This window comes from Polaromonas sp. AET17H-212, from assembly GCF_002379085.1.
Taxonomy (GTDB): domain Bacteria; phylum Pseudomonadota; class Gammaproteobacteria; order Burkholderiales; family Burkholderiaceae_C; genus Polaromonas.
Map to the genome: position 1 here is coordinate 56,292 of NZ_NBZW01000002.1, position 23,329 is coordinate 79,620.

The window sequence follows — 23,329 nt, forward strand, 5'->3', positions numbered from 1 at the left end:
GTATCCGTTCCCCCCAACCCGTCGGGCTGGGCCGAGGAGCGCAGGCAAAAGCGGATCAGGGCTCGCGATTGTCTGAGCGAAGCGAGTTCGAGCGAGACCCCGCTTTTGTCGAGCACCGCAGGTTGCCTGGAGCGAAGCGGAAGGACCCAGACCATCGGGTCGCCTTTCTTTTGGGTACTTTTCTTTGGCGACGCAAAGAAAAGTGCCTCGCCCGCCGGGGCGAGACCCGGCTTGCCACGCAGACAACAGACTTGACGAGAAACACGAAATGCTAAACGTCAAAAACATCAACCAGTACTACGGCGGCTCCCACATCCTGCGCGACGTGAGTCTGGAAGCCCACCTCGGCAAGGTCACCGTGCTGCTCGGCCGCAACGGCGTCGGCAAAACCACCTTGCTCAAGTCGCTGATGGGCCTGGTGCCGATCAAGACCGGCACCATTGAATTCGCCGGCAAGGCTATCCAGAACGCCACCCCTTACGAACGCGCGCGCGCCGGCATCGGTTTTGTGCCGCAGGGCCGTGAGATTTTCGCTCGCCTGACGGTGGAGGAAAACCTGCGCATGGGGCTGGCCTACAAAAGCGCCAGCACACCGATTCCTGCCGAGCTGTACGAGCTGTTCCCGGTGCTCAAGCAGATGCTGAACCGCCGTGGTGGCGACCTCTCGGGCGGGCAGCAGCAGCAACTCGCGATTGCGCGCGCGCTGGCGGCCAGGCCCAAGCTGCTGATCCTGGACGAGCCGACCGAGGGCATCCAGCCCAGCATCATCAAGGACATCGGCCGTGTCATCCGTATGCTGGCCGACCGCGGCGACATGGCCATCCTGCTGGTCGAGCAGTACTACGATTTTGCGGAAGAACTGGCCGACGACTACCTGGTGATGGAACGCGGCGAGTTCATTGCGCGCGGCAACGGCAAGGACATGCAGGCCAACGGCGTGCGGCAACTGGTCGCGATCTAGCGACCGGCCAAGCCGGCCGCGTCCTCACTTCGACCGGAAAATAATTTCCTTCATGCGCTGAAGCCTGGGAGCGACCACCGGCACCGTCAGCATGGTGCTGGCAATCGCCATCAAGAGCAGGGCGGTGAAGGTTTCGTTGGTGATGATGCCTTTGTCTAGCAGGATGTTGACAAAGATGATCATGATCAGCGCCTTGGTTTGCAGCAGCCAGCCGATGATGGAACTTTCACCGGGCGCCCACTTGAGCAGCTTGCCGGCGATGTGGACGCCGATCAGCTTGCCGGCCACCGAGGCCACCAGCAGTACCGCTGCAGCGATGAACACGGCTTCGCCGCCCACCGACCAGTTGGTGCGCAGGCCGGTACTCAGGAAAAACACCGGCATCATCACCAGCAGCACGTGGTGGCGCAGCAGGTCCATGTGTTCCTGGTTGAACCACTCGCCGTCCATGACCGCGCCCGCCAGGAAGGCGCCCACCATGTAGTGCAGGCCGGCCCAGTCCGCACCAAAGGCGCAGATGATGAGCCAGATGAGGCCGGCGTACCAGCGGTCGCGTTCCGGCAGCCAGACCATGAGTTTTCGAAAAGAGTAAGCAAGGACGCCAAAGGCCGCGAGAAAGCCGGCTTGGCGGCCGACACGCTCCCAGTCCATCAGGATCAGGGCCAGCACGCCCCAGATCGCGATGTCGTCCAGGCTGGCATAACGCAGGATGCGCTGGCCGATGGGCTGGCGCAGGATGGCGAGCTTTTCCATCAGCAGGATCAGGATGGGCAGGGCGGTGACGGCGCAGGCCATGCCCACGCCCATGACAAACTGCCAGCGCATGCCCTGCGGGCCGACCCAGCCCTCGTACATCAGCATGCCGGCGGCGGCCGCGCAGCCGAACAGCAGCGGGGTGCCCAGCGCCAGGCCGGCGGTGATGGTGCTCTCGCGCCGGTGGGCCCAGGCTTTTTTCAGGTCGAGCTCGATGCCGGCGATCCAGACAAACACCATCACCGCCCACCAGGCGATGCCGTTGAGCGACTGCACAACCGGCGCGCTGAACACGAAGGCGTAATAGTCGGGGTAGAGCTTGCCCAGGATGCCGGGCCCGAGCAGGATGCCGGCAATGATCTGCACCACCACCAGCGGCGCGTAGTAGTCGGTCTTGAAGACCCGCCAGATCAGGTAGGGCACCGTAAAAATGATCGCCATGGCGATCAGGTAGATCTCGGTCGTGGTCATCGCGGCAGGCATGGCTTTTCCCGTGTTGTTGTTGCTGGATGCGTGCACCGGGCGCGCCGTGCCTGCCCCGAACGCGGCAACGTGGGGGCTTGCGCGTCAGGTTCGGAATGACAAGTTTAGCGGCGCGTTGCCTGGTACAGCGGCATCACCGTTGGCAGCAAGGCCTGGATCTGCTGCACGCGGCTGCTGTCGCTGGGGTGGCTGCTCAGGAAGTCGCCGCCACCGGTGCTGCCTGCACTGGCCATTTTCTGCCACAGGCTGACGCCGGCCTGGGGGTTGTAGCCGGCGCGTGCCGTCAACTCCAGGCCGATGCGGTCGGCTTCGCTTTCATGCGAACGGCTGAAACGCGTGGCCACCAGCGCTTCGTAGGCGGCTTCCGTGAGTTGTGAGGTGCCGCCACCCAGACCCAGCAACTGGGTGCCGATGCCGATGGCGGTCTGCGCGGCCGCCGCCTGGGACACCTGTTCGCGCGAGTGCTCACGCAGGGCATGGGCAATTTCGTGGCCCATCACGACGGCAATTTCGTCATCGCTGAGGTTGAGTCTGGACACCAGGCCGGTGTAGAACATGATTTTTCCGCCAGGCATGCAAAAGGCATTGAGCTGGTCGCTGGTGATCAGGTTGACTTCCCACTGCCAGCGCGGTGCGTCGGCACGGAACACCGCCGTTTGCGGTGCTATGCGGGCGGCCACGGCACGCACGCGGGCCAGCATGGCTGCATTGGTGTTGAGGATGCCTTTGGCGCTGGCTTCGGCCTTGAGCTTGGCGTAACTTTGGGCCGCCATCTGGTCCAGCTCCGCAGACGACACCAGCAGGAGCTGCGAGCGCGAGGCACCGACGGCACCGCCTTCGGTGGTGCTGGCGCATCCGGTGAAGAGCAGGGTGATGGCCACCAGGGCAGGGGTCAGAAAGGTTTTCATGAGCGTCTCGCAGATCAATGTTTTAGGGGCAATGGCGCTTCCGATTTTGCGCCGCTGGCGCTCCGCACCCGGTAGGACGGCCAGCAAACATGGTGTAGGTCGCAGGCGGCAAATGCCGCCTGACGATCAGGCCGACCAGATGCGCGGGCTGGGTGCGTCTTTTCCCCAGAAGTGCTGGCGCCAGACCTTCCAGACCTGCTTGAGCAGGACCATGGCCGGCTCGACCAGTGGCGCCAACACCCGAACCACCACCACCTGCGCATCGGGGCTGGTGGCGCCCGCGGCGGCGCTCAGCGGATGCGCCTCCAGCACCTGCCGCGCCAGATCCAGTGCCAGTTGCCGGCGCTGGCGCTCGAGCTTGCTGCCGGCGGCAAAAAACAGGGTGGCGATGCAGCGTTGGCCGGCCAGGCCCAGGGGGCTGTTCATCAGCAGCAGGTCGTCGGCCCGGATGCGTGCGCGTTCCAGCCAGACGCCCGGCAACTCGATGTGCTGGCAAAAGCTGCCTTGCTCAAAGGGCAGGTTGGCGCTGGGCAGGCCCAGCGCGGTGATGTCCCAGCCCAGCAGTTCGGCCCCGGGCGTCAGATCCAGCGTCAGGTGGTTTTCGGCCAGGCAGCCGCTGTAACACAGCGCTTCCATCGGCAGCCACTCGGCGCGCGCGCCGGCTTCCAGGCGCAGGCGCGTGCGCTGCAGGGCGGTTTCACCCGCCGACCGGTAAAAGCGCGTGGCGCCGGGCGTGGTGATCAGGCCGTGGCTGCCGGCGGCCGCCGTGACCGCGATGTCCAGCGTGTCGCCGCCCACCAGGCCGCCCGGTGGGTGCACCAGCACGTTGTGGCACACGGCGTCGCCCTCGGGGTACAGGCTTTGCAGGATGCGCAACGGGCCGTCATGGCGGAAGTGGGCGACGGTCTTGCCGGCCTGCAAGGTGTAGTCGAGGGAGAGCGTTGCGTTCCAGGCCATCGATGGAGTTTACCCCGCGGCCCGCCGCGATTCTGCCTCAAGAACGCTATTGAATTTATAGCTGCTTGCGCGCGTTTTTATTGGGCTGTGGCTATTATTTCCATAAATTTCGCCGGGCTGGCGGGCGCGCCTCAATGCAGCTTTGAGATGCTGGCCGCGGCGTCAAGGCTGACCCCGCGTTCAGGCCAGCGCGACTTGCTTCAGATCGCTGGCTTCTTTCACCCGTTTGGCCAGGTGCGCCAGCGCTTCTTGCACCTGGTCAACCAGGATCAGGCACAGGTCGCCCGGCTCCAAGCGGGCCAGTGCGGTGTCGATGGCCAGGAACTCGCCATGGATTTCCTCGATGTGGGTGGTGCGGCTGGCGCCCACCAGGCCTTCGCGCAGCAGGCCCATGACCTCGCCGTCGGCGCGGCCGCGCTGGGCGGCATCCTGATAGAGCAGGACATCGTCAAAAGCGTGACCGAGGATGATGGTCTGGTCGCGGATGTCGTTGTCCCGGCGGTCGCCCGCGCCGCTGATGACCACGCTGCGGCGTTTGGCCGGCATCGCTTCCACCGCGCTGACCAGCGCGCGCATGGCGTCGGGGTTGTGGCCGTAGTCGGCAATCACGGTGGCGCCGCGGTAGTCCATCACGTTGAAGCGGCCGGGCGCGTTGTGCGCATCGTTGACAAAGCTGGCAAGTCCGCTTTTGAGGGTGTCCCAGGTCAGACCGACGGCCCAGGCGGCGGCCAGTGCCGCCATGACGTTTTCGACCTGGAAGCCGATGCTGCCGTTGCGTGTCAGCGGAATGCTGTGCAGCGGCACACGTTCACGCCAGGCGCCTTCGGCTGCGACCAGCGCGTTGCCGTCCACGTAGACCGTGCGTTTGCCCTGGGCGCGGTGGGTGGCCATCAGCGGGTGGTGCCGGTCGACAGCAAAAAAGATCACGTTGCCAGGGCAGGTGGGCGCCATGGCCGCAACGATGGGGTCGGCCGCGTTGAGCACGGCGTAGCCGGTCGGTGCGACGTTCTGCACAATCACGCGCTTGAGCACCGCCAGGTCTTCGACCGTGGTGATGTAGTTCAGGCCCAGGTGGTCGCCGGTGCCGACGTTGGTGACCACCGCCACTTCGCAGCGGTCAAAGCCCAGGCCTTCTCGCAGCACACCGCCGCGTGCCACTTCGAACACGGCGGCATCGACGTCGGGGTGCATCAGCACGTTGCGCGCGCTTTTCGGGCCGCTGCAGTCGCCGCTGTCGGTCTGGCGGCCGTTGACATAAACACCGTCGGTGTTGGTCATGCCGCAGCGCAGGCCGCTGGCGGTCAGCAGGTGCGAAATCAGGCGGGTGACGGTGGTTTTGCCGTTGGTGCCGGTCACGGCGACCACCGGCACGCGGCCGTCATCGCCCGGTGCAAACAGCTCGTTGATCATTGCGCCGCCAACGGCGCGGCCCTTGCCATAGGACGGCGACAAATGCATGCGCAGGCCGGGCGCGGCGTTGACCTCGACCACGCCGCCGTTTTGCGCTTCGAGCGGTCGCAGCACGCTTTCGCAGACGATGTCCACGCCGCAAATGTGCAGGCCCACCATCTGCGCGGCGGCCACCGCACGCGCGGCGACGTCGGGGTGCACGTCGCCGGTCACATCGGTGGCGGTGCCGCCGGTGCTGAGGTTGGCGTTGTTGCGCAGGATCACGCGCCGGCCGCGCGCCGGAATCGAGTCTGGTGTGAGGTCCTGCACGTGCAGGCGGGCCACGGCGATGTCGTCAAAACGGATCTTGGTCAGCGAGGTGGCATGGCCTTCGCCGCGGCGCGGGTCCTGGTTGACGATGTCGACCAGTTCACGCACCGTGTGCAGGCCATCGCCCAGCACCTGCGGGGGTTCGCGCCGCGAGGCGGCCACCAGCTTGTTGCCGACCACCAGCAGGCGGAAGTCGTTGCCGGGCAGGAATTTTTCCACCATGACGGTGCCGTATTCGGCCGCTGCACGGAAGGCGATCTCGAGGTGGTCACGGTCCACGATGTTGACCGTGACGCCCTTGCCCTGGTTGCCGTCCTGCGGTTTGAGCACCACCGGCAGGCCAATCTGCAAGGCGGCGGCCCAGGCTTCGTCAGGGTCGGCGACAGGCCGGCCCATGGGCACCGGCACACCGGCGGCGAGCAGCAGCTTTTTGGTCAGATCCTTGTCCTGGGCAATCGATTCGGACACCGCGCTGGTGGCATCGAGTTCGGCGGCCTGAATGCGGCGCTGGCGCGAGCCCCAGCCGAACTGCACCAGGCTGCCCTTGGTCAGGCGCTTGTACGGAATGCCGCGGGCGACGGCCGCGTCCACAATGGCGCCGGTGCTGGGTCCGATGCGTTCGTCCTCGTCGAGGTCGCGCAACTGGGCGATCGCGGCTTCCATGTCGAAGCTGGTTTCATTGAGTGCGGCATGGACCAGCGCCTGGGCCAGCTCCATCGCCAGCCGGCCGACCGCCTCTTCGCTGTATTCGACCACGGTCTGGTAAACACCGTCCTCGAGCGTGGCGGCGGTGTGGCTGAAAGTCACGGGGCAACCGGCCTGGGCCTGCAAGGCCAGCGCCGCCGATTCCAGCACATGGGCCAGCGACACGGGCCCCACATAACCACTGGGACGCAACGCGCCTATGGCGGGAAACAGTGAACGCACGCGTGGCTCAAAGCCGGGCAGGGCGTCGATGGCGCACTCGGCCTGCGTGCAGGTGATGATGGCCTCGAGCGCCGTATGGCGGCTCCAGAGGTTGGGGCCGCGCAGCGCACGGATGCGGGTAACTTTCATCGGTGTGTCTTTCCGGGCTGGGGGTCACGGGAGGGACGTTTTGCGAGGGAACCGGTGTTCAAGGTGTTCATGAGGCGACCTTTTCTTCCCGGGTGGAGCGCTCGGCGGCCGTTTCCAGGTTGAAGGCTTCAATGCCGGCACCGATCAGGTTGAGCGGGATGTCGAGCGCCCACGCCACTGAAATGGCCGCGAGCAGGCTGTCTTCGGCCGTCGGGACATGCCGGCCCTGCCAGACGACCAGCTTGTCCAGTCCGGGCAAGAAAACCTCGCTGGCCCCGGTGGCGAGCACGACCTGGCCTTGGCGCATGAAAACCGCCCGGCCGCCGCCGTCCAGGTGGATGGCGATGGCGCACAAACCCGGGTCGGCGGCATAGAAGATCACCTCGCCGTCACACAGGCGGGCCATCTCGACGATGAGCGGATCGGCGGCGTTGAGCACGGCCACACCGTCGGACAACACGACATCGACTTGCGAGCGCATGACCTTGAACATCTGTTTTTCGCCGGTCACATCGAATTCGTCCAGCGCTTCGGCGCCCCCGAGGTCGGTGACCACCCCGACCTGGCAGCGGTCATAAACCAGGCCGCTGCGCAAAATGGTGGCGGCCCCGTTCTCAAAGACCGCGGCCTGCACGGCACGGTTGATCAGCAGGCGCTGGCCGGCCTCCCAGTGTGTGCAGTCGCTGGCATCCAGGCAACGCCCGTCGAGGAACAGGCCGTCGCGACAGGCCAGGCCGGTGTGCCGCCCTGACAGCTGCAGCAGCCAGGCCACCAGACGCGCCACATGGTGCGTGCCGGCCGAACCGGCCACGCCGACCACGGGAATGCGGCCGCTGTGCGTGCCTTCGGGCGCTTCGGGAAACAGGTGGTCACAAATGGCGCGGCCGACCGGCCGCGGCGCACCTTCGGCCGGCTTGAGGTGCATCAGCAGGCCGGGACCGGCATTGACTTCCACAATGGCGCCGCCCTGGGCATGCAGGGGTTTGGAGATGTCCTGCGCCACGACATCCACACCGGCGATGTCCAGGCCGACGACGCGGGCGGCTAGCGAAACGATATGGTCGACGTCGGGGTGAATCTCGTCGGTACAGTCGATCGCCACATTGCCGTTGCGCTGGATCAGCACCTGGCGTCCGGCGTCCGGCACCGAGGCGGGGCTCAGTCCCTGGCGCTGCAGGTCCAGCAGGATGGCTTCGTCGCGGGCCAGCTCGATCAGGCCGAGCGGAAAGTCTTCGGTGGCGCCGCGCCGCGGGTCGGTGTTGAGCTGCGCTTCGACCAGTTCGGCCACGCTGGCGCGGCCGTCGCCGCGGACCGTCGCGGTCTCCCCGCGTGCAGCGGCGACCACCCGGCCGCCAACCACCAGCAGCCGGTGTTCGTGGCCGCGCACAAAACGCTCGACCATCACTTCGCTGCCCTGCGGTTCCGCGACGCGGAAAGCCGCTTCAACCTGCTCGCGGGTGGTCAGGTCCAGCGACACACCGCGGCCGTGGTTGCCGTCGGTGGGCTTGACCACCACCGGCAGGCCGATCTCCTGCGCGGCCTCCCAGGCGGCTTCGGCGCTGTCGACGATCTCGCCTTCGGGCACGGGTACGCCGCAGGAAGCGAGCAGGCTTTTGGTCAGGTCCTTGTCGCCGGCGATGCCTTCGGCAATCGCGCTGGTGAGTTCGGTCTCGGCCGTCCAGATGCGGCGTTGGCTGGCGCCGTAACCCAGTTGGACCAGGTTGCCGTCGTTCAGACGGATGTGCGGAATGCGGCGCTCGGTCGCAGCAGCGACGATGGAGGCCGTGCTGGGACCAAGGTAACACTCGTCGACCTTGTCGCGCACGCGGCCAACCGCCGCCTGCAGGTCGGCGTCACTGAAGGGCTCGTTGTTGACGGCGGCCATCAGCATGCGGTGGCCCTCGGCCAGCGCGCTGCGTGCCACCTGCTCGTCGCGGGCGCGGACCACCATGCGGTAAACGCCGCGTTTCGAGGTGCTGCGGGTCTGGCCGAAACCGGTGGGCATACCCGCCAGGTTCAGCAGTTCGATGACGACATGCTCCAGCACATGGCCGGCCCAGGTGCCTTCGTAGAGCCGCTGGATGAAGCCGCCGCGCTCGCCGACGCCGCAGTGGTGCTCCAGCAGGGCCGGCAGCAGGGCGACCAGGCGGTCGCTGAAACCCGGCAGCAGGTTGGAGGGGAAGTCCTCCAGCGTGCCGAGGTCCATCCAGACTTCCAGCACAGGGCGGTAAGTCCAGATGTTGGGGCCGCGCAGGTAGTTGATGTGCAGAAGCTGGATGTCGTCCTGTTTGCTCATGTTTTTATGAATTCGGTCAACCGGCCGGGCCGGGGCAACGTTCTTTTCTGAATAGGCGCCTACAACGGGCGTTTCTGTTTGTTCGGGCAGGTTTTCCGGTCCGGTGACCGAATCTTGCATCAGCCGGCGCCGATTGGGCGAAAATCCCTCATTTGACCCCACTGTTTCGGGGGCACCGGTTTTTACGGCTTCCACATCACAATGCAACATTCCCATCCGGTCGACGCCTCCAGCGAGGCTGGTTCAGCGCAGACCGACCTGCGCGCTCAACTCGCAAACCATGAGAACGTGTTATGTACGGTGCTGGTTGACCTGAATCAACAACTTCGTTTTTCCCGGGGCTTGCTGGCACTGACCGACCGCCGCCTGATGGCCCGCGACCCCGACACCGGCCTGTGGGCCAACTGGCCGTTGCGCCCGGCGGATGCCTCCGGCCACCTGCCGCCCCTGTCACTGCGTCATTTCGACCATGCCGGTGTCGGCACGCTGGAACTTCACCAGGGGGGGCAGCGCCTGGCCAGCTGGCGGTTTACGCTGGCGGTCAATGTGCAGGCGCTGCGGCTGCTGCGCCTTTTTGAGCAGCAATTGGCGCCCGGTGCGGCTGCCGCCGGCGACGACATGGCCCTGTGCCCCCTGTGCGATACGGTGCTGCCGGCGGACAGCGACGAGTGCCCGACCTGCGCCCGCGAACTGCACACGCCGCCGTCCACCTGGGTCTTGCTGCGCCTGTGGCGCTTTGCCCGGCCTTACCAGTGGCAGCTGCTTTCCGGGTTTTTGTTGACCCTGGCCTCCACCGCCGCGACCCTGGTGCCGCCCTACCTGACGATTCCGCTGATGGACGACATCCTGATCCCGTTCCAGAACGGCCAGCAGATCGAGTCCTGGAAGGTCTTGGCGATCCTCGGTGCCCTGTTGGCGGCGGCGCTGCTCGGCTGGGCGCTGAACTGGGCGCGCACCTATTTGCTGGCGCTGGTGTCCGAACGCATAGGCGCCGACCTGCGCACGGCCACCTTTGACCACCTGCTGGAGCTGTCGCTGGACTATTTCGGCGGCAAACGCACCGGCGACCTGATGAGCCGCATCGGCTCGGAAACCGACCGCATCAACGTGTTCCTGTCGCTGCACGCGCTCGACTTTGCGACCGATGTGCTGATGATCGTGATGACCGCCGCCATCCTGTTTTCGATCAACCCCTGGCTGGCGCTGGTCACCCTGTTGCCGCTGCCCTTCATCGCCTGGATGATCCACACGGTGCGCGACCGCCTGCGCACCGGGTTTGAAAAAATAGACCGGGTCTGGTCCGAAGTGACCAATGTGCTGGCCGACACCATTCCCGGCATCCGCGTGGTCAAGGCCTTTGCCCAGGAAAAGCGCGAAGCCCAGCGCTTTCGCGACGCCAACCGGCACAACCTGCTGGTCAACGACAAGCTCAACAAGGTCTGGTCGCTGTTCACGCCCACGGTGTCGCTGCTGACCGAAATCGGCCTGCTGGTGGTCTGGGCCTTCGGCATCTGGCTGGTGTCCAAACAGCAGATCACGGTCGGTGTGCTGACCGCCTTCATTGCCTACATCGGCCGCTTCTACACCCGGCTGGACTCCATGAGCCGCATTGTCTCGGTCACACAAAAGGCGGCGGCCGGCGCCAAGCGCATTTTTGACATCCTCGACCACGTCTCCAACGTGCCGGAGCCGGCCAACCCGGTGCCGATGGCGCCCATGCAGGGCCGCATCGAGATGAGCGGACTGGGCTTTCGTTACGGCAACCGCGCGGTGATCCGCGGCCTGGACCTGACCATCCAGCCGGGCGAGATGATCGGCTTGGTCGGTCACAGCGGCTCCGGCAAAAGCACCCTGGTCAACCTGATCTGCCGGTTCTACGACGTGACCGACGGTAGCATCAGCGTGGACGGCACCGACATCCGGCGCTTCACCGTGGCCGACTACCGGCGCAACATCGGCCTGGTGCTGCAGGAACCCTTTCTGTTCTTCGGCACCATCGCCGAGAACATCGCCTACGGCAAACCGGGCGCCAGCCGCGCCGACATCGTGGCCGCGGCCCGTGCCGCCCATGCGCACGAGTTCATCCTGCGCCTGCCGCAGGGCTACGACTCGCTGGTCGGCGAACGCGGCCAGGGCCTGTCGGGCGGCGAGCGCCAGCGCATCTCGATCGCGCGCGCGCTGCTGATTGACCCGCGCATCCTGATCCTCGACGAGGCGACCTCGTCGGTGGACACCGAGACCGAGCAGGAAATCCAGAAAGCCCTCGACAACCTGGTGCAGGGCCGCACGACGATTGCCATCGCGCACCGCCTGTCCACCCTGCGCAAGGCCGACCGGCTGGTGGTGATGGACCGCGGCCAGGTGGTCGAGGTCGGACCGCACGACGAACTCATGGCGAAGCAGGGCGCCTACTGGCGGCTCTACGAAGCCCAGGCGCGCCAGGTCGACAGCGAGGGCAATGTCGATGCCGAAGAAGGCCGCATCGCCCTGGCGACCTCGCAGGTGACCCATACCGCCCAGCACAACGGCCATGTCTGAAGGAGTCCGCATGACCACCCCCCCCACTTCAGCCAGCCCCGCTTTCCAGCTGGAGCGGCAGGCCTCGGGCCAACTGCTGCTGGTTGCAGACAACGGCGAGCAGCACCTGGGCGTGGTGCCGGTGCGCGCTTTCCCGATTGCCGCGCCCGATGAGGGCATCTCCCTGATCAGCAGCGAGGGCCATGAACTGGTCTGGCTGGAGCGGCTGGATGATTTGCCGCTGCCGCAGCGCAGCCTGCTCGAGGAAGAACTCGCCCTGCGCGACTTTGTGCCCGAGATCACGCGGCTCATCAGCGTGTCGAGCTTCGGCACACCCAGCACATGGGTCGTCGAAACCGACCGCGGCGAGACCTCGTTTGTGCTCAAGGGCGAGGAAGACATCCGCCGCCTGAACCGCGAGTCGCTGCTGATTGCCGCCGGCCACGGTGTGCACTTCAGCGTGAAGGACATGGGCGCGCTGGATCGTGCTTCACGGCGCTTGCTCGAGCGTTTCCTCTAGGATTTGTCATTGTGGGCTTGACCCACAATCCATGCTGCGCGAGCCAGGATCGAGTCCGGGATGACAGGCATAGTGGTCAGCAGGCGCTATGGATTTCAGCCGCCCTGCGTCCCGCGATGCGCCCAGCCGGTCGTGTGTTTCTCGATGTAGCTGAACAGCTCGTACATGACCATCGCCATCGCGCCGATCACGACCAGCCCGGCAAAGGCCAGCGCCATGCGCTGCTGCGAGCCGGCGCTGAGCATCAGGTAGCCGATGCCGGAGTCGCCGGCGGTCATTTCGGCCAGCACGGTGCCGACAAAGGCCAGCGTGATCGCGATCTTGAGCGAGCCGTAGAAGTAGGGCATGGAGCGCGGCAGGCCGACCTTGACCAGCACGTCCCAGCGCTTGGCGCCTAGCACGCGCAGCACGTCTTCCAGCTCCGGCTCCAGCGTGGCCAGGCCGGTCGCCATGTTGACGGTGATCGGGAAGAACGAGATCAGGAAGGCGGTCAGGATGCCGGGGCCGACGCCGATGCCGAACCAGACGATCAGGATGGGCACAATCGCCGCCTTGGGCACGGCATTGAAGGCGACCAGCAGCGGGTAGACCGCGGCATAGGCCAGGCGCGAGGAGCCGACCAGAAAACCCAGCATCACGCCGACCACGATGGACAGGCCGAAGCCGACCATGGTGACCCAGAAGGTTTTCCAGGCGGCCTGCGCGATCGGGCCGGCGAACTCGGCCATGGACTGGGCGATCGCCAGCGGCGCGGGAAAAATGTATTCGGCGATGCCGAACACCACGACCACCCCCTGCCAGATTGCCAGGATGGCCAGCAGCAGCACAAACGGGGACCAGCGTTCAATCTGTTTTTTGCTCATGCTATTTGCCTTCAGCGGCGGGAGCCGGGTTGATGACGGGCGTGCGGATGGCGCCGATGTGGCTGCGCAGCTCGTGGACGATGTCACCGAAGGCCTGGGTGTAGGTCACCTCGAGATCGCGCGGGCGCGGCAGGTCGATCTCGCGTTTGACCACAAAACGCCCCGGGCTTTTGCTCATCACATACACGGTGTCGGCCAGGAAGACCGACTCGCGCAGGTCGTGCGTGACCAGGATGACGTTGAAGCGCTGCTCGGTCCAGAGGTCGCGCAGGATGCACCACAACTCCTCGCGCGTGAAGGCATCGAGCGCGCCGAAGGGCTCGTCGAGCAGCAGCATCTTGGGTTCGTGGATCAGCGCGCGGCAAATACTCACGCGCTGCTGCATGCCGCCCGACAGCTGCCACGGGAACTTGTCCTCGTAACCACCGAGGCCGACTTTTTGCAGCAGCTTGCGCGCGCGCTCCTCGAATTCCTTGCGTTTGGATTTGAACTGGCTGCGGAAGGGCTCAACGATCTCCAGCGGCAGCAGCACGTTGTCCACCGTGGTTCGCCAGGGCAGCAGCGAGGGCGCCTGGAAAGCCATGCCGGAAATCTTCAGCGGGCCGGTCACCGGCTGGCCGTCGATCGTGATGCGGCCTTTGGACGGCATCTTCAGGCCGGTGGTCAGCTTCATGAAGGTGGACTTGCCGCAGCCCGAGGGCCCGACGATGGCAATGAACTCGCCCTCGCGCACCTTGAGGTCGATGGCTTCCACAGCGAAGTGGTTCTGCGCCAGCAACTCGTCGTTGTAGGCGAGCCAGACGTCGCTGAAGTCAACAAAATGGCCGTCGGGAGGTGCTTGCATGGATCTTTGAGTTTTGTGATTCGCTCGGGACGTTCAGGACAACGGCCGGCATTTCAGGGAAAGGCCGGCCGTGCCGTTCAAGGTGTCTGCCGGCGCGGGTCGCGGGCAGGCGCCGTATGTCGCGGTTGCTTGCTTACTTCTTCGCGGCGGGCAGGATGTTGAGCTCGGCCACCGTGGGCAGGAAGGAGCCGTTCCACACGCTGTCGGCATTGACACGCGTCTTGGTGTTGAAGGCGTCCGACACCTGCGAGGCCATCAGTGTCAGGCGCGGGCCCTTGACCCGCCCAAAACCTTCGGCCCGTGCGTCGGGGCTGTTGATCACGGTGTCGATGGCCAGCTGCAGGCGGCGTGTTTCGAGCGCGGTGTTGATGATGCCGTCGCGTGCCTTGACGTCTTCAATGGCGGCCGCCGGTTTGGCGATGACTTCCTTCACGCCCTTGGTGAAGGCCAGCAGGAAGGCTTTCACCGCGGCAGGGTTCTCCCTGATCATTTTCGGCGAGGCGATGATCACGTTGCCGTAGAGCTTGACGCCGTTGTCGGCGTAAGGCAGCACCACCACGTCCTCGGCTTTCACGCCGCGCGCTTCCAGGTTGAGCAGCGACGTGAAGGTGAAGCCGGTGATGGCATCGACATCGCCGCGCGCCAGCATGGTTTCACGCAGCGGCGGGTCCATGGCGGTCCACTGCACGCCGCTGATGCCGTTGGCCTTGGCAAAAATCGGAAAGGCACGGCGGCCGGCGTCGAACACCGGTGCGCCGAGTTTTTTGCCGTTCAGATCGGCGACGGTCTTGATGCCGGATTTTTTCAGGGCCATCACCGAAGCCGGCGTGTTGTTGTAGACCATCATCACCGCGACCGGCTTGTTCGCGGCGTCGGGGTTGTTGGCGTGGAATTCCATCAGCGCGGCCAGGTCGGCAAAACCCATGTCGTAGCTGCCCGACGCGACGCGGGTGACGGTGCCGCCCGAACCGTTGCCGGCGTCAATCGTCACGTCGAGTTTGGCGTCCTTGAAATAACCTTTGGCGGCGGGCGTGACGAAGAGCGCTGCCGGGCCTTCGAAGCGCCAGTCCAGCTGGAACTTGATGGGCGTGTTCTGGGCGTAGGCATGGCCGCACACAGCGGTGGCGACCGTGACGGCCAGGGCGGCGAAGGTCTTGAGGAAAGCGCGTTTGGTCATGGATGCTCCAGGGAAAGGTAGGGATGTATCACGTCAAGCAAGAAAAATGCCCGGCTGGTGTCTGGAGGCACCATGTGCATCCCTGATTGTGGGTCGGGTGCGCGGCGCAGCCATCGGGATATCCCCTGAAGCGGCCCGCACCGTGCTGCATGGGGAGGGCTGCCGGCGCCAGGGGTTCATGGCGGGGGCGCCAGCAGTTCGCGCAGGGTGCGCGCAATCACCTTGGTCGCACCGCGCAGGTCGTCGAGGACCAGGTGTTCGTCGGCGCGTTTGGCGTTGGACTCGAGCACCGTGCGCGGCCCGGCGCCGTAAATCACGCCCGGTATGCCGGCCTCGGCGTACAGGCGAACATCGGTGTAGAGCGGCGTGCCCATCGCCGGGATAAGCTCCCCGAAGACCGCCTGGCCGTGCTTCTGGATCGCGTCGACCAGCGGCTGGTTGCCCGGCAGGGGCTTGAGCGCGTTGGCCAGCAGCAGGCGCTTGATCTCGACGCGGACACCTTCGCACTCTTTGGCGGCCTCGGTGATCACCGTGCGGATCGCGCGTTCGACTTCAAACGGTTTTTCCTCGGGAATCATGCGGCGGTCCAGCTTGAACATCACCTTGCCCGGCACGACGTTGGTGTTGGTGCCGCCTTCGATGCGACCGACGTTCAGGTAGGGATGGGTGATGCCCTCGACCTTCGAGTTGATCTTCTGGTACAGCGTGTTCTGCGCGTACAGCGCATTGAGAATGTGCACCGCCGCCTGCAGTGCATCCACACCGGTGTCGGGGATGGCGGCATGGGCCATCTTGCCGTGCACCGTGACTTCCATCTGCAGGCAGCCATTGTGCGCGGTCACCACCTCATGGCTGAAACCCGCGGCGATCAGCAGGTCCGGCCGGGTGAGCTTGTTCTTGAGCAGCCAGCCGGGACCCATTTCCCCGCCGAACTCCTCGTCGTAGGTGAAATGCAGTTCCACGCTGCCCTGCAGCGGGATGCCCAGTGCCTCCAGCGCGCGGACGGCAAACGTGTAGGTGGCGAAATCGGACTTGCTGACGGCCGAGGCCCGGCCGTAGATCCTGCCGTCCACGACCTTGCCGCCATAAGGTTCCTGGGTCCAGCCTTCACCGGGCGGCACCACGTCGCCGTGGGCGTTCAGGGCGATGGTCCGACCTTCACCGTAACGGCGGCGCACGATCAGGTTGGTCAGGGACTCCAGTCCGTAGGCCTTGACCTCTACCGGCGCGATCTTGTGTTTTTCCGCTTCGAAACCGAAAGCGTGGAGAAGCTCGGCCGTGCGTTCGGCATGCGGGGCGTTGTTGCCGGGCGGCGTGGGCGTGGGGACGCGGATCAGTTCCTGCAGAAAGCGCACTTCCTCGTCGAAGTGTGCGTCCACCCAGGCATCCAGTTGTTCGTCATCAGTCATGCTTGGTTCCGCCAAATTGGGTCAGCAGGTGCTGGAATGCCTGGACGGCCAGGTCGATGTCGTCGCTGGTCGTGCTTTCCAGCGGGTTGTGGCTGATGCCGGAGTTCTGGCCGCGCACGAACAGCATGGCCTGCGGCATCACCTCGTGGAGCTTCATCGCGTCGTGGCCCGCGCCGCTGGGCATGCGGTAAAGCGGAACACCCAGGCTGTCCACCGCCTTTTCCCAGCGCTGTTGCCAGTCCGGGGCACTTGGCGCCGCCGCGGCGCGCATGGTTTGTTCGGTCGTGTGGTGGACGCCGCGGCGTTCGCAGATGGTTTTCAGTTCGGCCAGCACATCGGCCACCATCGCGTCGCGCTGTGCGTCGTTGGGCGCGCGCAGGTCCAGCGTGAACTGGCAGCGCCCGGGCACGACGTTGGTCGAGCCGCCGGGCACCGTCCAGATGCCGATGGTGCCGACCGAGTCGCCGTCGCGCGCCGCGCGCTGCTCCACATACAACGCGAGTTCGGCCACGGCCAGCGCCGCGTCGCGCCGGCGGTTCATGGGGGTGGTGCCGGCGTGGCTGGCCATGCCGGTGACCTCGCAGGTGTAACGCACACCGCCGTTGATGGAGGTGACGATGCCCAGCGGCATGTCGAGTTCGTTGAGCACCGGGCCCTGCTCGATATGCACCTCGACAAAACCCAGGTAGTCGGCCGGCTGGCGCTGCAGGGCGCGGATGGCCTCCAGCGTGGCCGGCAGGCCGGCGTGTTGCATGGCTTCGCGCATGCTGATGCCGTCGGCATCCGTCTGCTCCAGCCAGGCCGGGTTGAACTGGCCGATCAGCGCGCCGGAGCCGAGAAAGGTGGCCTTGTAGCGCTGGCCTTCCTCTTCGGCAAAAGCAATCACTTCAAAATCGAAAGGCAATCGCTGGCCCGCGCGCGACAGCTCGGCCACGCAGGCCACGGGTACAAAAATGCCGAGGCGCCCGTCGTACTTGCCGCCGTTGCGCACGGTGTCGTAATGCGAGCCGGTCATCAGGATTTTGGCGCCGGGCGCGGCGGCCCGGTAGCGGCCCACCACGTTGCCGACCGCGTCCACGCTCACCTCATCAAAGCCGCTGTCCCGCATGGTCTGCTCGATCAGCCGGGCGGCGGCGCGGTGCGCGTCGGTCAGGTAGGTCACCGTGAGCTGGCCTTTTTCCAGGTAGCCCGGGTCGCTGAATTTGCTGAGCTCTTCCTGCCAGTCCCAGACCTGGTTGCCCAGGCGGGGCGCCACACCGAACTTGTCGTTGAGTCGCAACTCGGCGATGCGATGGATGTTGCGCAAGGCTTCACCGAGCTCGAAGTCGGGGTGGTTGGCCAGTCGCTGCTCAAAGGTGGCGATGATCTCCTGCCGGCTCATGCCGGTGCCGCGCGGGCCGCGCACGGCAAGGATGAAGGGAAAGCCGAACCGCGTGTTGTAGGCGGTGTTGAGCGCCTGGAGGCGAGCGAACTCGTCGGGTGTGCAGTCCGTCAGGCCGGCCTTGCCCTGTTCGTTGGTCGATTCGGCCGTCAGCGCGCGGCTCACCATGGCCTTGCCGGCCAGCTCGGGGTGGGCGCGGATCAGCGTGAGCTGGGCCTCGCGGCCGGCTTCGCGGACGATGCCGGCCATCAGGTGTTTGAGGTGTGCCAGCGACCGGAAAGGGCGCTGGGCCAGCGCGGCTTCGGTGATCCACGGCGAATGTTCATAGAGGCCAGCCAGCCAGGCCGCGGCTTCAGGGGCCGGTGCGGTGTTCAGTTGTTCAAGGGTCAGGGAAGCGGTCATGGTCTTGGTCATTCTTTGAAGGGATGGACTTGCTGCCAGTGGCGAGCAATGTCGATGCGGCGGCAGATCCAGACATGCTCGTGCTGCTGGACATGGTCGAGGAATTTCTGCAGCGCCACGATGCGCCCGGGCCGGCCCAGCAGGCGGCAGTGCATGCCGATGCTGAGCATCTTGGGCGCGTTCAGGCCATTCGGGTCGCCCTCGGCATACAGCGCATCGAAGCTGTCGCGCAGGTAGGTGAAAAAGTCGTCGCCCTGCGAGAAACCCTGGGGCAGCGCAAAACGCATGTCGTTGGTGTCCAGCGTGTAGGGCACGACGAGCCGCGGCACCACGCTGCCGTCGGTGCGCGTCACCTTCATCCACAGTGGCAGGTCGTCGCCGTAGTAGTCGCTGTCGTAGGCCAGCTGGCCGTCGTCGGCGACCAGCCGCCGCGTGCGCGGGCTGTCCCGGCCGGTGTACCAGCCCAGCGGCCGCTGGCCGGTCATCTGCGTGATGATCTCCAGGCCCAGGCGCATGTGTTCGCGCTCGACCCCTTCGTCCACGCCCTGGTAGTTGATCCAGCGCAGGCCGTGGCAGGCGATTTCGTGGCCTAGCGCGACGAAGGCGGCGGTCAGCTCGGGGTGGCGTTGCAGGGCCATGCTGACGCCGAACACGGTCAGCGGCAGCTGGCGTTTTTCAAACTCGCGCAGCAGGCGCCAGACGCCGGCCCGCGCGCCGTACTCGTAAATGCCTTCCATGCTCAGGTGGCGTTCGGGGTAGCTGGGCGGATTCGCCATCTCGGAGAGAAACTGTTCGGAGCCGGCATCGCCATGCAGCACGGCGTTCTCGCCGCCTTCCTCGTAGTTCAGGACGAATTGCACGGCAATGCGGGCCTGGCCCGGCCACTGCGCATGCGGCGGCGTGCGGCCATAGCCCACCAGGTCTCTGGGGTAGGGCAGGGTGGTGTCGTAGGTGGTCATGCTCAGGTTCAAGACAGGGCCATGGAAATATCGTTGGTCGGCAGCGGGCGGTCAAAGCTGAGGTTTTCCTCGACATGCTGCAGGTGCTCGTCCATCAGGCGCACGGCGCGCTCCTCGTTCCTGGCGGCCAGCGCCCTGACGATGTCGGCATGTTCGTCGTGTGAGTGTTCGGCGGCGCTGGCGCTCTGGTACATCAGCGTGATCAGCGAGCAGCGCGAAATCAGGTCGCCCAGCATCTGTGCGAGCACCTCGTTGCCCATCAGTTCGGCCATACGGACATGAAAGTCACCCAGCAGTTCGGCGCGACCCGGCGCATCCTGCCGGTCCACCGCCATTTTTTCCTGCGCCACATGTTCTTTCAGGGCCTTGATCCGGGCTGGTGTGACACTGCGCACAAACGTCCGGGTCATCTCGGCTTCCAGCATGCGGCGCACCGCAAACACCTGGCGCGCTTCATTGACCGAAGGCGCCGCGACAAAGGCGCCGCGCGCGGGCTCGAGCCGGATCAGCTGGTTTTGCGACAGCTGGAACAGGGCCTGGCGCACCAGCGTGCGCGACACCCCGAAATGGTCGGCCAGTTTTTGCTCGGCCAGCTTGGTGCCCGGATGCAGCCGGTGCTCCACAATGGCCTTGGTCAGGGCTTCAACAATGGCGCTGGTGGTGGACGATTCCATGGCGCAAATGATAGCCGGAAAGCCCAAAAGTGTATACACTTTCAGTAGACCATCGGGTGGACCGATGCACTGCAAACAAGGAATTGACATGGGCCTGAGCACACATGTGCTGGACACCATGCACGGCACGCCAGCGGCCGGCATGTTCGTCGAGCTGTACACCACCGATGGCGATCAGGCCACGCTGGTGAAATCGTTCCGCCTGAACAGCGACGGTCGCAACCCCGACGGTCTGCTCTATGACACCAGCAGCCTCCAGCGCGGCACGTACCGGCTGGTGTTTGACGTGGCGGGATATTTCCGTGCGCGCGGCGTGACGCTGCCGGAGCCGAATTTCCTGAACAGGGTGAGCCTGGACTTCGGCGTGGCCGACACCAGCCAGCATTACCACGTGCCGCTGCTTGTCAGTCCCTGGAGTTATTCCACGTATCGGGGATCCTGAACTCGCCGGCAAGCGTGAACTGAGTGGAGGGCTTATTCAAGCAGGGGCCGCGGATCTGGCTTTGCCGGTCCGCAGGCGCAGCGGCCCCCTCGGGGGGCAGCGCAGTACACGCAGTGACAAGCGTGGTGGCTTAATTCTGCCCTTCGGTCAGCGTATCGAGCTGGAATTTTCCGCTTTTGTGCCAGAGCCAGGTGTCGGTGTAGACGACCTTGCCAATCCGCACCGGCGCCGGAAAAGGCGATGCGGCCTTGATCATGCGTTCGATCTCGGCAATCACTTCAGGCGCATGGCGCGGCGCCCGCATCCAGTCAAGGCGGGTCACGATACCGGCCTGGTTGATTTCCACATTCAGCACACCGATGGCATACAGCAGGGGCGGCATCCTCCCCTTGTAGATCCGGTCGGCGTGCAGTCCGTAAAGGTGGCTGGCACCGCTTTGGCGGTAGGCGCGGGCGTTCGGTGCCGCTGAACTGCGCGCCGAGCCGGCCTGGCTCGCGACGGGGGCGACCGCATTGGGCGATGCGTTCGCTTCAGACGGGCCCGGTTCTGGCTGCGGTGGCGCAGACTTGCAGGCCGAGACGATGGCTCCGGCGGCGGTCGAAAGCAGTGCCATGAGCCAGAAGCGGCGATGGCTGGAGGATGCAGGCATATGTACCCTAGGGTTGTTGTCAGGCAGTCACGGCTGCTATTGTGCAGTCGGCCCGGGCGCCGGTTATGTAACAAAAAAACCTGCTGCGCCGAGGCTGAATTATGCGTTCTGCGGACCCTGACGGAGGGCCGTGTATCAGAGGGTTTCTACCGTGAATCAGCTCAAGGATTTGTTTTTGGCCCGGCTGGCGCTGGAGCCGGCCGTGCTGGTTGAGGTGACCGCCACCGAAGGTTCGGTGCCGCGCGAGGCCGGCACCTGGATGGCGGTTTTTGCCGGCATGGCGGTCGGCACCATAGGCGGCGGCCATCTGGAATACGAGGCGATGGCGAGAGCGCGTGCGCGCCTGCAGGGGCTGCCGGGTGAGGCGTCCACCCGCTTTGTGCTCGGCCCGTCGCTGGGGCAATGCTGCGGCGGGGTGGTCCATCTGCGCTTTGAACCGGTCGGGCCCGACGACGTGCCGGACCTGCGCCACCGGCTGGATACAAATTTACAGCCTGTTGCGCTTTTTGGGGGGGGGCATGTGGGGTTTGCGCTGATTCAGGTGCTTTCGCGCCTGCCGTTTGCGCTGAGCTGGATCGACAGCCGCGACGGCATTTTCCCCGAGGCGGTGCCGGAGCAGGTGGTGTGCGAGCATTCCGACCCGGTGCAGCGTGCGGTGACGGGCCTGGCGCCGCAGTCGCGCGTGCTGATCATGAGTTTCAGCCACGCCGAAGACCTGGACATCGTGGCCGAATGCCTGAGGCGCCAGCGCGAGCGGGGCGACCTGCCTTACATCGGCCTGATCGGCAGCAAAACCAAATGGGCGACCTTCCGCCACCGGCTGGAGGCGCGTGGGTTCAGCGCTGAAGAACTGGCGCATGTGACCTGCCCGATCGGCCTGCCCGGTATCGAAGGCAAGGAGCCGGAAGTGATTGCCGTGGCGGTCGCGGCACAGTTGTTGCATGCCCGTACAACATAGATCGCATACACTTTTGCGATTCGGTCGCAGCGGAGCACCTTGTTGTTCGTGGCCTTTGTCTGCTTACAGCGCCCGCAGTGGTGAGCAGCGTGCACAAGGCAGCGCCGCGTCGCTGCATAGGTTGAGATCATGGAAAGTTATCTTCTTGACTGGGCCAACCTGTTGCTGCGCTGGGTCCACGTCATCACCGCCATTGCCTGGGTTGGCTCCTCGTTTTATTTTGTCTTTCTCGATTCCAGCCTGACGCCGCCGGTTGACGAAGACCTTCAGCGCCAGGGCGTCAGCGGCGAACTCTGGGCCGTGCACGGCGGCGGTTTCTACCACCCGGTCAAGTTTGCGGTCAAGCCGCCCACGCTGCCCGCCCACCTGCACTGGTTTTACTGGGAGAGCTACAGCACCTGGCTCACCGGGTTTGCGCTGTTCACCGTCTCCTACCTTTGGAACGCCGGCACCTACCTGGTCGACAAATCGCTGATGGACTGGTCGCCCGGCGCCGCCATCGGCGTGGCGCTGTCTTTTTTTGTGGTGTTCTGGATGCTTTACGACGGCATCTGCCAGCTGTTTGGCAAACGTAAAAATGGGGATGCCATCGTCGGCGCGCTGGTGCTGGTGCTGGTCTGTGTGGCGTCCTGGCTGGCCTGCCACTGGTTTGCCGGGCGCGCCGCGTTTCTGCTGGTGGGCGCCATGATCGCCACCGCGATGAGCGCCAACGTGTTTTTCTGGATCATCCCCGGCCAGCGCAAGGTGGTGGCCAGCATCCAGGCCGGCGAGGCTGTGGACCCGGTGCATGGCCAGCGCGGCAAGCAGCGCAGCGTGCACAACACCTACTTCACCTTGCCGGTGCTGTTTGCGATGCTGAGCAACCACTACAGCTTCACTTACAGCCACCCGCAGAACTGGCTGGTGCTGATTGTCATGATGCTGGCCGGTGCGCTGATACGCCAGTTTTTTGTCATGCGCCACGGCTACAAGCTGGGCCGCAACGGCAACCCGCTGCCCTATGCGCTGGTCGGGGTGGTCCTGATCCTCGGCGCCATCGTCTGGATGAAGCCACCGCCGCAATCGGCCAGCGCCGGATTTGCTACTGACTCAATAGCTGGTGGCGCAGGATTGGCGGGGGCTGCAGGCCAAAATGGCTATGCAAGCCTGCAAAAAGTGCTGGAGCAGCGCTGTTACCTGTGCCACGGCGCGCAGGTGCAGATGAAAAACGTCCGCCTCGACTCGCCGGCGCTGCTCAGGCAGCATGCGCAGGCGGTCTACCAGCAGGTGGTGGTCAGCAAAACCATGCCGATGAACAACGCCACCGGCATCACCGAGGCGGAACGGACCCTGGTCCGGCAGTGGTTCGAAGCGGGTGCGAAGACACCCTGAGATCGTCCTGGCCACCCCCTGACCACGCTT

General features: G+C 65.3%; 19 protein-coding genes. 6 read left to right on the forward strand and 13 right to left on the reverse strand.

The window, feature by feature from the left end; translation table 11 throughout:
- Positions 1–268: 268 nt before the first annotated feature.
- Complete coding sequence (gene urtE / locus B7G53_RS02440) at positions 269–961, forward strand: urea ABC transporter ATP-binding subunit UrtE (protein ID WP_096663025.1); 693 nt, start codon at positions 269–271, stop codon at positions 959–961.
- Positions 962–985: 24 nt separating this feature from the next.
- Here the strand turns inward: urtE and B7G53_RS02445 are convergent, their stop codons facing one another.
- The 5 genes from B7G53_RS02445 to B7G53_RS02465 all read right to left on the reverse strand — a co-directional run bounded on the left by B7G53_RS02445 (position 986) and on the right by B7G53_RS02465 (position 9,133).
- A complete protein-coding gene (locus tag B7G53_RS02445) occupies positions 986–2,197 on the reverse strand; it encodes a cation:proton antiporter (protein WP_255249887.1) in 1,212 nt (403 codons plus the stop codon).
- A 104-nt stretch (positions 2,198–2,301) separates the two neighbouring features.
- Complete coding sequence (locus B7G53_RS02450) at positions 2,302–3,105, reverse strand: M48 family metallopeptidase (protein ID WP_096663810.1); 804 nt, start codon at positions 3,103–3,105, stop codon at positions 2,302–2,304.
- Positions 3,106–3,231: 126 nt separating this feature from the next.
- Complete coding sequence (locus B7G53_RS02455) at positions 3,232–4,062, reverse strand: urease accessory protein UreD (RefSeq protein WP_096663028.1); 831 nt, start codon at positions 4,060–4,062, stop codon at positions 3,232–3,234.
- Positions 4,063–4,242: 180 nt separating this feature from the next.
- The gene (gene cphA / locus B7G53_RS02460) at positions 4,243–6,837 is read right to left on the reverse strand and encodes a cyanophycin synthetase (protein ID WP_096663031.1); all 2,595 of its coding nucleotides are present in this window, start codon (positions 6,835–6,837) and stop codon (positions 4,243–4,245) included.
- Positions 6,838–6,904: 67 nt separating this feature from the next.
- Entirely contained in the window at positions 6,905–9,133 is a 2,229-nt protein-coding gene (locus B7G53_RS02465; RefSeq protein ID WP_096663034.1) for a cyanophycin synthetase, read from the reverse strand.
- Positions 9,134–9,334: 201 nt separating this feature from the next.
- On the opposite strand from B7G53_RS02465, the gene B7G53_RS02470 reads away from it, so the two are divergent.
- Together B7G53_RS02470 and B7G53_RS02475 are read left to right on the forward strand one after the other, a co-directional pair.
- On the forward strand, positions 9,335–11,671 hold the full coding sequence (locus B7G53_RS02470) for a cyanophycin metabolism-associated ABC transporter (RefSeq protein WP_096663037.1): 2,337 nt from the start codon (positions 9,335–9,337) through the stop codon (positions 11,669–11,671).
- A gap of 10 nt (positions 11,672–11,681) precedes the next feature.
- Entirely contained in the window at positions 11,682–12,170 is a 489-nt protein-coding gene (locus B7G53_RS02475) for a cyanophycin metabolism-associated DUF1854 family protein (RefSeq protein ID WP_255249888.1), read from the forward strand.
- A 95-nt stretch (positions 12,171–12,265) separates the two neighbouring features.
- Here B7G53_RS02475 and B7G53_RS02480 read toward each other — a convergent pair whose 3' ends face one another.
- The 7 genes from B7G53_RS02480 to B7G53_RS02510 all read right to left on the reverse strand — a co-directional run bounded on the left by B7G53_RS02480 (position 12,266) and on the right by B7G53_RS02510 (position 19,879).
- Positions 12,266–13,033, reverse strand: coding sequence for an ABC transporter permease (locus tag B7G53_RS02480; protein WP_096663043.1), 768 nt, complete (start codon positions 13,031–13,033; stop codon positions 12,266–12,268).
- 1 nt (position 13,034) lies between these two features.
- The gene (locus B7G53_RS02485; protein WP_096663046.1) at positions 13,035–13,877 is read right to left on the reverse strand and encodes an ABC transporter ATP-binding protein; all 843 of its coding nucleotides are present in this window, start codon (positions 13,875–13,877) and stop codon (positions 13,035–13,037) included.
- Positions 13,878–14,010: 133 nt separating this feature from the next.
- Positions 14,011–15,054: an ABC transporter substrate-binding protein gene (locus B7G53_RS02490; RefSeq protein WP_096663050.1), complete on the reverse strand. Its 1,044-nt coding sequence runs from the start codon at positions 15,052–15,054 to the stop codon at positions 14,011–14,013.
- A 176-nt stretch (positions 15,055–15,230) separates the two neighbouring features.
- Positions 15,231–16,463 (reverse strand): M20 family metallopeptidase, encoded by a 1,233-nt coding sequence (locus tag B7G53_RS02495; RefSeq protein WP_096663053.1) that lies wholly within the window; start codon positions 16,461–16,463, stop codon positions 15,231–15,233.
- Positions 16,456–18,246: a 2-oxo-4-hydroxy-4-carboxy-5-ureidoimidazoline decarboxylase gene (gene uraD / locus B7G53_RS02500; RefSeq protein ID WP_096663813.1), complete on the reverse strand. Its 1,791-nt coding sequence runs from the start codon at positions 18,244–18,246 to the stop codon at positions 16,456–16,458. The genes B7G53_RS02495 and uraD overlap by 8 nt, the downstream gene beginning before the upstream one ends.
- 8 nt (positions 18,247–18,254) lie before the next feature.
- Positions 18,255–19,205 carry an allantoinase PuuE gene (gene puuE, locus B7G53_RS02505; RefSeq protein WP_096663056.1) on the reverse strand — a complete coding sequence of 317 codons (951 nt, stop codon included), beginning with the start codon at positions 19,203–19,205 and terminating at the stop codon, positions 18,255–18,257.
- Positions 19,206–19,213: 8 nt separating this feature from the next.
- On the reverse strand, positions 19,214–19,879 hold the full coding sequence (locus B7G53_RS02510; protein ID WP_176491260.1) for a GntR family transcriptional regulator: 666 nt from the start codon (positions 19,877–19,879) through the stop codon (positions 19,214–19,216).
- A gap of 88 nt (positions 19,880–19,967) precedes the next feature.
- Here B7G53_RS02510 and uraH point away from each other — a divergent pair, with 88 nt between their 5' ends.
- A complete protein-coding gene (gene uraH / locus B7G53_RS02515; protein ID WP_096663059.1) occupies positions 19,968–20,321 on the forward strand; it encodes a hydroxyisourate hydrolase in 354 nt (117 codons plus the stop codon).
- 130 nt (positions 20,322–20,451) lie between these two features.
- Here uraH and B7G53_RS02525 read toward each other — a convergent pair whose 3' ends face one another.
- Complete coding sequence (locus B7G53_RS02525) at positions 20,452–20,970, reverse strand: hypothetical protein (protein ID WP_303621653.1); 519 nt, start codon at positions 20,968–20,970, stop codon at positions 20,452–20,454.
- 151 nt (positions 20,971–21,121) lie between these two features.
- On the opposite strand from B7G53_RS02525, the gene xdhC reads away from it, so the two are divergent.
- Positions 21,122–21,928 (forward strand): xanthine dehydrogenase accessory protein XdhC, encoded by an 807-nt coding sequence (gene xdhC, locus B7G53_RS02530; RefSeq protein ID WP_096663062.1) that lies wholly within the window; start codon positions 21,122–21,124, stop codon positions 21,926–21,928.
- Positions 21,929–22,057: 129 nt separating this feature from the next.
- Positions 22,058–23,299: a urate hydroxylase PuuD gene (locus B7G53_RS02535; protein ID WP_096663065.1), complete on the forward strand. Its 1,242-nt coding sequence runs from the start codon at positions 22,058–22,060 to the stop codon at positions 23,297–23,299.
- Positions 23,300–23,329 lie beyond the last annotated feature (30 nt).